Here is an 11,528-nt window from a genome sequence, read left to right on the forward strand (position 1 = left end):
GATGATTGCATTTTTTATCTCTACTCACTCGGTGGCCGTTTGGGACGGGAAGCGATGGGTGAAGATCAGTTTCCAGAGATTCTGGTGATCCGCTGCGGCCAGACCGGTGCTCAGGGATGTGCCGTAGGAAAAGGCGGAAACCGGCAATCGCGTGCTGTAGCCGATATTGATCAGGGAACCAAAGTTGTCGGACTCGTCCAGTTTGGTCCAGATAAGACTGGCAAGGCACGGGATCTGGAATTTCCTGATGAAATTGCTGAGACTGGAGCTGGAGTAGTGTGGGCTGAGCACCAGATGCGCCGCGCAATTGCCCTGCAGGGGGATTTCCTTGTGCATCAGCCAGGCATCGAGATGTTCTCCGGGCGGCAGTCCCGGCAGGTCGACAAAAACCATCTCGTGTTCAGGGGATTCCCGAATCAGCTTTTGCCAGTCCTCGGGATTGCGCAGATCGATAAAGGGAAATTCGCCCAGTTCCGCATAATGCTGGAGCAGCATGCGTCCTTTTCCATGATGCTGATCCGCATTGGCCAGCACGATGCGCCTGTCGGGCTGTTCGCGGCGCAAATTCAGGGCCAGGCGCAGCAGGGACGAGGTCTTGCCGGAACCATTGGGACCGATGAAGGCATGCAAACGTTCCGGCCAGTTGCGGGTGGTCCATGGTTTTACGGCCACGATGTTACGAAGTTCTTCCAGAATGGATCTTTCCGGAGCGTTTTTCAAAGCGCGCCAAAGATACATGGCCACCTCGGGCAGGATCTCTTGCCGTTCCAGGTATTCCAGGGATTGGCGTTGCCTGGGAGAAAGCAGGTTGTAATCAGCCTGGGGCTTGAGCACGCTGAAAAGGTGATCCTTGAGGCTGCTCCACTCCTGGTGCATCTGCTTCCAGCCAGGGTAAGGGGCGGCGCTCGGCGGTTCCGGCTGGACCGCAACCTGAGCCGGTTTTCCGTTGGCTGACGGCTCGAGGGCGGCCATGATTTCGCAGCAGGGTTTTCCATTTTCCGTGCTGGTATGGGTGCTCAGGATAACCGCATCCGGGCCCAGCTCGGCCCGGATCAGATTGAGAACCGTGCGCGTGTTCGGCCCGCGATACGTCTTAACCTGCATGCCCCATCCTCACGGTTGCCGCGGACCGCAGATTGATGCCGGCGGGAATCTCGGCCTGGGAGATGATGGGCAGGGTGGGAATGAATCGGGTGATGAGCTGTGCCAGGTGGGTCCGCAAACTCGGCGTGGTCAGCACCACGGGTTGGCCTTCCGCGACCATGGCTTTTTCCATGGACGACTGCAGTTGCTGAATGAGCTGCTGCCCGTGGGCCGGATCGATGTTCAGGTAGACGCCCTGCTCCGTCTTGCGCAGATTGTCCTGCAGCAAACGTTCCCATTCCTGATCCAGAATGATTACCGAAAGGTTGTTTCCACTTGCCAGGTACGGCTTGACGATGGTTCGGGCCATCCGCCCGCGGACGTATTCCGTCAGGAGATCCGGATCCTTGATGCTTGGCCCGAAATCGGCCAGGGTTTCCACGATGGTCAGCATGTCACGGATGGAAACCTGTTCCCGCACCAGATTCTGAAGCACCCGCTGCACCGTACCCAGGGACATGATGCCGGGCACCAGTTCCTCCACGGCCTTGGGTGCGCGCTTGGCCAGGTTGTCCAGCAGGGATTGGACTTCCTGCCGGCCGAGAAATTCGAACAGGTTGCGGCGGAAGACCTCGGTGACGTGGGTTGCGATGACCGTAGAGGGGTCCACCACGGTGTAGCCGGCAAGCATGGCCTCGTCCTTCTGCTTCTCCGGAATCCACAATGCCGGCAGATTGAAGGCCGGTTCACGGGTTTCCACGCCCTGAATGCGGTGTTTGGCGTCTCCGGGATCCATGGCCAGAAAATGGTCGATCAGGATTTCCGCCGAAGCGACCTGATTGCCCTTGATCAGCACGACGTACTGGCCGGGCTTGAGCTGCAAATTGTCCCGCAGGTGCAGGGAAGGAATGATCACTCCCATTTCCAGGGCAAACTGGCGGCGGATGGAGCGAATGCGAGCCAGGAGATTGCCGTTCTGGTCTTCGTCCACCAGGGGAATCAGGCCGTAGCCGACTTCCAGCTCCAGTGCGTCCAGGGGCAACAGGGCCTGCACTTCCTCGGGGGTATCCAGACTCGGCGCCTTGGGCTTGGCTGCCTGCTCCGCAAGCTCCTGGGATTCGGTCAGGCCGCGGCCTGCATATCGCGATAACCCGTAGAGTATGGCTGCAAACAGAAGAAAGATGAAGGTGGGCATGCCCGGAACCAGGCCCAGGACCAGCAGAATGGCCGATACCAAACGCAGGGCCTTGGAGTGCAGGGTCAGCTGGCCCAGGAACTCCTGGCCCATGTCGGCTTCGGCCGCGGCCCGGCTGACAATAATGCCCGCGGAAGTGGAGATGATCAGCGAAGGGATCTGGGCCACAAGGCCGTCCCCGATGGTCAGGATGGTGAAGGTGGCCGCGGCGTCTCCCCAGCCCATGCCGTGCTGGAACACGCCGATGAACAGCCCGCCCACGATATTGATGGCGGTGATGATCATGCCGGCGGTGACGTCCCCGGAAACGAATTTGGCCGCACCGTCCATGGCGCCGTAGAAGTCGGCTTCCTTGCGGATTTTTTCCCGCGCTTTCTTGGCTTCGGTTTCATCGATCAGGCCGGCGTTCAAGTCTGCCTCGATGGCCATCTGCTTGCCGGGCATGGCGTCCAGGGTGAACCGGGCCGCCACTTCGGCGATGCGGGTCGTACCGGTGGTGATGACCTTTTTATTCAAAATGAAAATCACCAGAAAGATGATCACGCCGATAACGTAGTTTCCGCCCACGACGAACTGGCCGAAGGCCTCGATCACCTTGCCGGCGGCGCCGGGGCCCTGGTCGCCGTTCAACAGGATCAGCCTGGTGGAGGCCACGTTTAGGGCCAGCCGCAGCAGGGTCGTCACCAGGAGCAGAGCTGGAAAAATGGAGAATTCCAGGGGAGAACGCATGTACATGGCCGACAGCAGAACCACGAATCCCAGGGAGATGCTCAAGGTGAACATGGCATCCAGAATGATCGTGGGCATCGGGATGAGCATCACGAAGAGGATGGTCACCACGCCGACGGCCAGGAGGATGTTGCCGATACCGGCGTATCGGGAATAGTCGACGTTGGAGAGGGGCGCCGCGAGTTGAGCCATGGTTTTGACGCTCGAAAAGGAATTCTGAAGCTGGTTTGTCAAAAAAAACTGCCGCGGACGATTCCGGCTGGGGGAGGGACGGAGAGGTTATCCGCGCCGGAATTTTGGCAATTGGGCAAGTATGGAGGCCACGGCCTGGAACAGTTCTTCCGGGATCATCTGCCCGACGTCAACGCTTTTATACAAGGCTTGTGCCAGCGGCTTGTTCTCCCGAATGGGGATGTTGTTTTCCTTGGCGATATTCCGGATTTTTTCCGCCATGAAGTCCGCCCCCTTGGCCAGCACCACCGGGGACGGGGCTTCCAGTGCGTTGTAGCGCAGGGCGATGGCCAGATGGGTGGGGTTGGTGATGACCACGTCCGCCTTGGGCACGCTCTCCAGCATCCTTTTTTGCATCACGGCCATCATTTTCTGGCGCTGCTTGTTCTTGATGGTCTGATCGCCTTCGGCCTGTTTGCGCTCGTCCTTGACCTCGTGCTTGGTCATCTTCAGCTTTTCTTCATAATCCCAGCGCGTGTAGGCCAAATCGGCTATGCCGATGATCAGCATGGGGACCAGGGCGTACATGACCATCTTGGCACCGGTCAGGAGCATGTAGGTCGCCACGGTCATGGCATCCTGATAGAACAGGGGGATGAAGTTGGGCGCTTCCTGTTTGAGAACAAGGTATGGGGCGTATCCCACGGCAATGGCCATGAACAGACTGCGCAGCAGGCGAACGGCGGTCTGGGTGCTCATGAAAAGCCGTTGAATTCCGGCGATTACATTGAGCTTTTTCCAGAAATTGGAAAGCTCGAAAACCTTCAGGGTCCAGAGATGTCCCACCTGCAGGCGTACGGTCAGAAACGCCACCAAGGCGCAAGTGAACATCACGGGCAGGACCATCACCGCGATCTTCCAGGAAATGGTCTGGAACAAGAGATAGATGGTTTCCGGAGTGAACTCCGTGTGCAGGTTGTCGCTGAAGGTCCAGATGAACAGCGTCTGCATGTGGACGATCATGAACTGGATCATGAAAAACAAGGCCAGAAATCCGCCCAACAGGACCGTAACTTTGGACAGTTCCTGGCTGCGTGGAACATTGCCTTTTTCCCGCGCCTTGTTGCGTTGTTTCGGGGTGGCTTGTTCGGTTCTGCTCGGATCGCTCTGGGGCATGGCCTACTCCGTGCGGCAGCAACAATCTCAGCGCCCGCTCAGCATCACGCCCTGGAACATGAATTCGAGCAGGAGGATGAATTCCTGGACGTACAGGCCCATGATCGTGAACATCGTGCCCAGGAAGAGAAAACCCACCGCGATCTTCAACGGAAAGCCGACGAAAATGACGTTCATCTGCGGCGCGGCCTTGGCGACCAGGGCCAGGGCCAGATCAACCAAGAACAGGGCGACCATCACCGGGCTGGCAATCTTGATGGCCAGGACAAAAATTTGACTGGAATAGTGGATCATCTGTTCCGAAAGGGCGGGTGTGAGCAGCAGGCCGCCGGGAGGAACCAGGCTGAAGCTGTCGGTCAGGGCGCTCAGAAGGTGCAGGTGGCCGTTGAGGCTCAGGAAGATAAGAAGGGAGGTCATGTACAGAAAGTGCGCGGTAACAGCCATGCTCACCCCGCTGCTGGGATCCACGACGCTGACCATGGCAAACCCCATCTGAAAGCCGATCAACTGGCCGCCGGTCTGGATGGCCGCAAAAAGCACCCGCACGATCAGGCCCAGGGCCAGCCCCAGGAGCAGCTCGCCGAGAATCATCAGGGCGATCATGAAGGGATGTGCCGGGAAATAGTTTGCGGAGAAGGACAGGTGCGGCCATAAGCCAAGGGTCAGGACCAGACATAGAGCGGCCTTGGCCGGCAGCGGAATGTTCTCGCCACCAAAAAACGGCAGCATGAAAACGATGAGGCTGATCCGGAACAGGGTCAGGAAAAAACTGAGAAAGATTTGCGGATCAAATGAAAACAGGTCCATGGCCCGAAGCAAAAGCAAGTTTCGGACCAGAGCCCACGAACGCGGGCCATGCCCCCAACCAGATGGAAGATGTTTGAACCGCCCCCGCACTCACTTTGTCCTGGCTGTCCGTGGCAAATGACAACTTTCCTGAACAAAGTGAGGGCGGGAGGGGCCGCTACGCTCGAGGCGCCAAGAAAATGCTGAGTAGTTAAGGATTTGTAACTACTCAGCACACATTATGTGATCTACCTCCGGCAATCGGGGTCGGAGTCGGTATCGGAATCGGTTTCGAGAACGTTGAGGTTCCTTCCGCACGGCTTCGCTTCCGATCCCGATCCCGATCCCGATACCGACAGCGAGCCGAACTGGGCAAGGGCAGCTTATGCTGTAGTTGCAAGGATTTTTTGACAATACTCCTGCATCGAGTCTAAGACTTTTCAGCTTTGCGTACTTTGCGCCTTTACGGTTCAACCTTTCCTTTTTCTCCTGCCAGGACCTCAGGAGGAAGGCCCTAATCTTTCCGAGGACGGAACCGGCGGACCATGCGGGCGAAGCCGGTCTTTTCCCCGGTCTCGGCGTCCGGAGCATACCGCAGCCGGATGTAGACATTGCTCAGGGAGTGGATCGACCCGGCCAGATCCGGGCGGAGTCTGGCTGCTCGCCGAGCGAAGTCAAGGGGACCCTCCTGGGGCTTGCGGACAATGCCAATCCGGGCCAGTCGCCTGCAGAACAGGGCATAGGACCGGTCCGCAAGATCCCTGGAAGGCCGGCCAAGCATCAGGAAGATTGCGTACATCACGGCCACGGCGACAAAGCTTCCGGCGAGAGCAAGTACCGGATATCCATACCGCTCTATACGAGTGGTCCCGCTGAGGCCAAACCGTTCCAGGAACCGACGCTGGCGTTCAAAACCGAAATCCAGCACCCACTGGTTCCAGAATGTGTTGGCCGCATCCCATCCCTGGCTCAGTCCGCGCCAGGCGCTGATCATCCAGCGCACTTCACGGCTGGAGAAAATGTCGGGCACATCAATGTTCGGCACCAGAGCCTCGGCGCCAACCGCGATGCGGTCCGGGGCAAGGACGCTGGTGGGGTCAACCCGGGTCCATCCCGCGTCATCGAGCCACACCTCGCTCCAGGCATGGGCATGATATTGGCGGACAACGTGATAGTTGCCGAGAGGATTGAAGTCCGCGCCCTGATATCCAATGACCACACGTGCCGGAACACCCGCCGCACGCATCAGGAAGGTGAAGGCTGATGCATAATGTTCGCAATATCCGCTGCGGGTCCGGAACAGAAATTCGTCCACGGCTTCTTCTCCCAGCAGGGGAGGACGCAGGGTGTAGACAAAAAGATTCGAGTAAAAATGGTCAAGTGCCCGCTGCACGATCTCCCGGTTGTCCCTGCTCGCCTCAGACCACTCCCGGGCCAAGACTCTCGCGCGGGGGTTGCCCGCCGAAGGCAGAATCAGGGCGCGCCGCAAGTCGTCCGGCGAGAGATCCTCGGTCCGGTATTCCAGAGACGAGAGTAATCTGTACTGGGCGCGCTGTCTGATTTCCTCCATGGCCTGGAGCCTGAAATCAGGCGCCGGTTCCGCATTGGGAGGAACCTGCGTCGGCATTTCCAGGGCCGGCAACCAGCGCTTGCCATGCGCCTCCAGGGTCAACACGTACTGTATCGGCTCCTGGAGCGGAACGAGATTCCAGGCCTCGGCCTCCCGATCCGGCGCTCCGGCGCGCCAGGTCCGTCCGTCTGTCTCCCAGAGCACCAGAACCCGCCAATACATGCGCCCGACATCGGGAGCAGAATCATCAAAAGCAACCCGAAAGACCACTTCCGACGATTGGAGCAGTTCATTGATGTCGCCGGGGCTCATGGTGTCGCTCAGTCCGGTAAGCCCTGTTTCCGGCCGATCGAACAAGCCCCACAACGAGCCGGGCATGCGGGGAAAAAGCAGGAACAGGATCAACATCACCGGCAGCGCCTGGACAGTCATGACGGTGGCCCGACGCAGCCGAAACAGGAGGCTGGACCGACTGGCGGGGTGAGCCGTTCCAATCCAGGAAGCCGTGACCAGAAGAAACACCGGGATCATGTACGCGGCGGCAAGCAGACTTCGGCTGTGCAGGAACTGCAACAGGATCAGCAGATAGGCCATGAAAAGGATCAGCAGGTAATCCCGCCGGCTGCCGGCCTCGAAAGGTTTGAGGCCCATCAGCAAGAGCAGCAGGGACGTCCCCGGCTCAGGCCCCAGCAAACGGCCGTAGGAAGCGTAAACTCCGGCGATACAGCCCAGGGTCAGAGCGAGTCGAGTCACTCTGGACGGCAGGAGCTTGGGATGAACCACGGCATATAACCGCATGACCCAAAGCAGCACGCAGACCAACCCGATCCATGCGGGCAGCCTGAGGAAATGCGGCAGAGCCGCCAGGAAGACGGGGAAAAGGATCCAGCACCACGGTCCGAAGGGGCTTTGCAGGACGGAGTCAAGGATACGGCGCATCAAGTCGGCTCGCTGATTTTCAGTCCGTAAAGGGCCAGGGCCTTCAGGCAACCATGCATCTGGGCAGGACCGAGACCCGCGGCGACATGACGCCCGGGAATCCGAAGACTGTAGAAGCGACCGGCTTGTTCCGCATCCAGGACTCCGCGGCAGAGCAGCGACAATCTGGTTTCGGTTTCCTCCCCGGCCAAAGCGTCCCAATCCAGGAGGATCACACCGCCTTCCGTCTCGCCGCTGAAATCCTTGGATACAAGACCTGCGCCTCTTGCCACGGCCTTCCAGGCGATCCGCCGCACGGAATCGCCATCCCGGTACCCGCGCAAGCCGTCATATTCGTCGCCATTCCGGTCGGTCTGCGTCAAGGCCGACTGCCCCGGCGCGTCTGTGCTCGCCGGGAGAACTGTTCGCGAGGCCGGAGCTGGGTAGACTACGCAGCTCAAGGGCAGCAGGACCCAAGACCAGGCCCGGTACAAGCCCAGGGGGAAGACGGTGCTGACGACAATCCGGACCGGACGCAGCAAGCCTCGATTTTCCGCGGGCAGCATTGGATTGTAGACCACCTCCCGGCGGGCTTCGATGTCCCGGCAGAGAGCAAGCTCCTGGGGCCATGCTTCAATATCTCCGGATTCAGCATCTGTCCCGGACCAGCCGACCCGAATCGCATGCCTGGGGACGCTGGTGGGATTGGCGAGGATGATCGGAAAGACAGCTTGGGAGCCCGCGAAAACCGGCAAGGCCCGGCCATGACTGACCAGCAGGCCGGACAGGCCGCGGTGGGTGTGAAAAATGCCGACAAGGGCAATGCCTGCCAGCAGGAAAGTCAGCAGGTATCCTGGGGGGTTGTTGTAGTTGATGGAGATGAGCAGCATGACCCCGAGCAGGATGAAAAAAACAAAACCGATTTTTGTGGGCAGAATATAAATTCGATTGTGACCCAGCTGGATGGGGCCCTGAGTGGCCCTTCGTGGGCGGGAATTGGAATCAAAGCTGTAGCGCAGACGTTTCCAAAGCGAGAACAGATACATGAGGATTCAATACTGAAGAGGGCCTGGAACGGCAATAAAAAAAGGCAGGCCTCCTGGGGAGGCCTGCCTGAAGATACTGCGGAAAAAGAATGAATTAGCGTTTTGAGTACTGGAAGCGGGCGCGGGCCGAACGCAGGCCGTACTTTTTGCGTTCCTTGATCCGGGCGTCGCGGGTAAGAAAGCCGGCACGCTTCAGGGTTGGGCGCAGTTCACCATCATAGGAAAGCAGCGCCCGGGAAATGCCGTGACGCAGAGCCTCGGCCTGACCGGCCACGCCGCCGCCGTCAATGGTGGCCTTGATGTCGAATTTGCCCAGAGTCTTGGTCAGGTTCAGGGGTTGACGCACGATCATCTGCAGAGTGGCCCGGGGAAAATACTCGTCGAAGGGACGGTTGTTCACCAGGATCTGGCCGCTGCCCGGATAGATTCTGGTCCTGGCCACGGCGGACTTGCGTCGTCCGGTTCCATAAAAAAAATCACTGCTCATGCCTGACCTCTCTTAGACATCCAAAGTTTTAGGCTGCTGGGCCGAATGCGGATGCTCGGCGCCGGTATAGACCTTCAATTTCTTCAACAAGGCGCGCCCCAGACGATTTTTGGGAAGCATGCCTTTGACAGCATGTTCCAGGACGTACTCGGGCTTGGTCTGGAGCATGGTCCGCAGATTGGTCTGCTTCAGCCCACCCATATAGCCGGAGTGGCGATTGTACATCTTCTGGTCCAGCTTGTTTCCCGTAGTCTTTACCTTTTCGGCGTTGATCACCACGATGAAATCGCCGTTGTCCATGTGCGGAACAAATTCAGGCTTATGTTTTCCACGCAATCGATCGGCAATCATTGATGCCAGGCGGCCGAGAACCTTGTCGTCGGCATCAATCACAAACCATTCGCGATTAAGTTCCGCCGCGGTGGGTGAATATGTTTTCATGCTCCATCTCCTCGTTCAAAACTGAAAGAGGAGGTCTATACTCGGTGCAGGCAAAAGATGTCAAGCATGTTCCAAAACGGCAGCATCATTTTTGCCTCGGGCTCACCGGCACAGCGCTGATTCGTTCCTCATACACGGACATCAGGAACATCACGGCAATGGGGGTCGTGAACAATGCGCCGATGGCGAAGGAGCCGCCGATGGCCTGGATGGTCCAGAAAATAAGAACCACCACGAGATGTTCTCCGATGTTGTCCTTGAACGACATGCGCATGCTTTCCATGAGGGCGTCGAGCAACCCCAGCCCCCTGTCCGTCATCAGGGGCGGCATGTAGACCGCGCCCACGGCAAGACCGACGATCACCGCCAGACCGGGCAAAACCAGAAGCGCCAGCCCCAGGCTCACGGCCAGGACGGCCAGCACAGCAAATATCAACAGGGGCAGGAACAGTCTCATGAACGAAAACAGGTCGCCGATTTTCGGCTCCCGCCCTTCACGGATGATCAGCAGCACGGCGTGCATGTAGCCGGCCATCATCACCGGAGCAAGAATGCCCAGAGTCAGAAATGAAACCAGAAACATGACCAGGGTCATCAGGACCAGGGGCACGATGAACCGGAGCGTCATTTCCCAGGCCAGCACCAGATGTTTCTTGAAATCCATGAGTTCTTCCGTTGTTGTCAATTGATATGGGCCAAGCGGGTGTGAAAGGCGGACGGGATTCTTTCAATTCATGATCCATTGGGTTAGACGGGAAACACAGCGCTAAATCCATTACTGTTCGTCCGCACCGAACCTGCCTTGAAGGGATCACGCATGGACAAGCTCTATTGATGTATACGCGATGGTCAACAAGTTGAACAAACGAAACCAGCCATCATGGGACAGGATCACGGTGCTTCGCTACGCCCTGATGCAAATCCCCGGTATTGTTCTGGTCGCTGCCGCGCTCTGGTTCATGCACGGCGTGTTTGGACTTCCAGAAAGATCCGCATGGACCCTGCTGTTGCTTTGGCTGGTCAAAGACTCCCTGATGTTCTTTTATGTTTGGCCGGCCTACCAGGGAAGCCAGGGAGACGGATGGTACTCCCTGGTCGGCATGCACGGGGAGGTGCGAGGCGAACTGCACCCTGAGGGGTACATCCGCATCGGCGGCGTGCTCTGGAAAGCCAAGGCCGATCCGAAGAGCTGCCCGATCCTGCCCGGAACGAAGATCGAGGTCGTGGGCAGAGAGGGCATCAAGTTGCTCGTGCGCCCACTGACTCCCCCAAACCCCGATCAAGACGGCTGATCCCTATTTCGCCGTTTCGCACCATTCGGCTTTTTGCGCATCCTCAAAGGCCAGAACCCTGTCCTCGCGCAGAAAATAGCAGTAGGTCACCGGTAAATAGGACTGATGCTCCTCGCTCTTCAGAGAAAACCGAACCTGCCCCACATACCCGGGCACGTTCTCCCCGTCCATCGGGAGCAATCCCACAGAGGGCGGATGGACTACGACATTGCGCAGGACCAAGTCGCCGGGATAGATTTCGAAGACATGATCCATGACCACGTCCCGGAAACGTACGGGAAACGGTCCGCAATCCACGTCCTGCACGACCGTGGACCCGGTTGCGGAGCGTTGCTGCCCCGGAACGCAGGCCATGGCGATAGCGGACAGGATGATGATGCCAAAAAGGATGCCGCGAAACGGTATCCGAATACGAGTCCAGTGCGGAAGCATAGGGAGTCCCTTATGGGATGCGGGTTAAGGAAACAAGACGAAAACCTATCCCACGCAAAAGTTAAGAGCAATAGTTTCCTGGACAAGTAGCCGTATCAACGCCCCGCCATCGTAGTCCAACCGAAATCAAATCGCCATCGCAATCGAATCACAATCGAAATCGAAATCGAAAGATTCTTGATAATTATGTCCTGTCCCCATT

11 protein-coding genes are annotated in these 11,528 nt (G+C 58.2%); 1 reads left to right on the plus strand and 10 read right to left on the minus strand.

All coding sequences use genetic code 11. The features are described from left to right. Nucleotides 1-24 precede the first annotated feature (24 nt). The 9 genes from ACYQ15_RS13355 to ACYQ15_RS13395 form a co-directional block, all read right to left on the minus strand. Entirely contained in the window at nt 25-1,104 is a 1,080-nt protein-coding gene (locus ACYQ15_RS13355) for a flagellar biosynthesis protein FlhF (protein ID WP_459938000.1), read from the minus strand. After that, nucleotides 1,094-3,199 carry a flagellar biosynthesis protein FlhA gene (gene flhA / locus ACYQ15_RS13360; RefSeq protein ID WP_459938001.1) on the minus strand — a complete coding sequence of 702 codons (2,106 nt, stop codon included), beginning with the start codon at nt 3,197-3,199 and terminating at the stop codon, nt 1,094-1,096. Before flhA ends, ACYQ15_RS13355 begins: the two co-directional genes overlap by 11 nt. Before the next feature lie 87 nt (nt 3,200-3,286). After that, complete coding sequence (flhB, locus tag ACYQ15_RS13365) at nt 3,287-4,354, minus strand: flagellar type III secretion system protein FlhB (RefSeq protein WP_459938002.1); 1,068 nt, start codon at nt 4,352-4,354, stop codon at nt 3,287-3,289. Between the two features lie 27 nt (nt 4,355-4,381). Then, nucleotides 4,382-5,161 carry a flagellar biosynthetic protein FliR gene (gene fliR / locus ACYQ15_RS13370; protein WP_459939587.1) on the minus strand — a complete coding sequence of 260 codons (780 nt, stop codon included), beginning with the start codon at nt 5,159-5,161 and terminating at the stop codon, nt 4,382-4,384. A 493-nt stretch (nt 5,162-5,654) separates the two neighbouring features. Next, complete coding sequence (locus ACYQ15_RS13375) at nt 5,655-7,649, minus strand: transglutaminase TgpA family protein (RefSeq protein ID WP_459938003.1); 1,995 nt, start codon at nt 7,647-7,649, stop codon at nt 5,655-5,657. Further along, nucleotides 7,649-8,674 (minus strand): DUF58 domain-containing protein, encoded by a 1,026-nt coding sequence (locus ACYQ15_RS13380; protein WP_459938004.1) that lies wholly within the window; start codon nt 8,672-8,674, stop codon nt 7,649-7,651. The genes ACYQ15_RS13375 and ACYQ15_RS13380 overlap by 1 nt, the downstream gene beginning before the upstream one ends. Nucleotides 8,675-8,768: 94 nt before the next feature. Continuing rightward, nucleotides 8,769-9,161, minus strand: coding sequence for a 30S ribosomal protein S9 (rpsI, locus tag ACYQ15_RS13385; RefSeq protein ID WP_459938005.1), 393 nt, complete (start codon nt 9,159-9,161; stop codon nt 8,769-8,771). 12 nt (nt 9,162-9,173) lie between these two features. Further along, nucleotides 9,174-9,602 carry a 50S ribosomal protein L13 gene (gene rplM / locus ACYQ15_RS13390; protein WP_459938006.1) on the minus strand — a complete coding sequence of 143 codons (429 nt, stop codon included), beginning with the start codon at nt 9,600-9,602 and terminating at the stop codon, nt 9,174-9,176. 85 nt (nt 9,603-9,687) lie between these two features. Next, the gene (locus tag ACYQ15_RS13395; RefSeq protein ID WP_459938007.1) at nt 9,688-10,266 is read right to left on the minus strand and encodes a hypothetical protein; all 579 of its coding nucleotides are present in this window, start codon (nt 10,264-10,266) and stop codon (nt 9,688-9,690) included. A gap of 193 nt (nt 10,267-10,459) precedes the next feature. Here ACYQ15_RS13395 and ACYQ15_RS13400 point away from each other — a divergent pair, with 193 nt between their 5' ends. Further along, on the plus strand, nt 10,460-10,894 hold the full coding sequence (locus ACYQ15_RS13400; protein WP_459938008.1) for an NfeD family protein: 435 nt from the start codon (nt 10,460-10,462) through the stop codon (nt 10,892-10,894). 3 nt (nt 10,895-10,897) lie between these two features. Here the strand turns inward: ACYQ15_RS13400 and ACYQ15_RS13405 are convergent, their stop codons facing one another. Continuing rightward, the gene (locus ACYQ15_RS13405) at nt 10,898-11,326 is read right to left on the minus strand and encodes a hypothetical protein (RefSeq protein WP_459938009.1); all 429 of its coding nucleotides are present in this window, start codon (nt 11,324-11,326) and stop codon (nt 10,898-10,900) included. Nucleotides 11,327-11,528 lie beyond the last annotated feature (202 nt).

The sequence above is a fragment of the Desulfonatronum parangueonense genome, assembly GCF_054656975.1.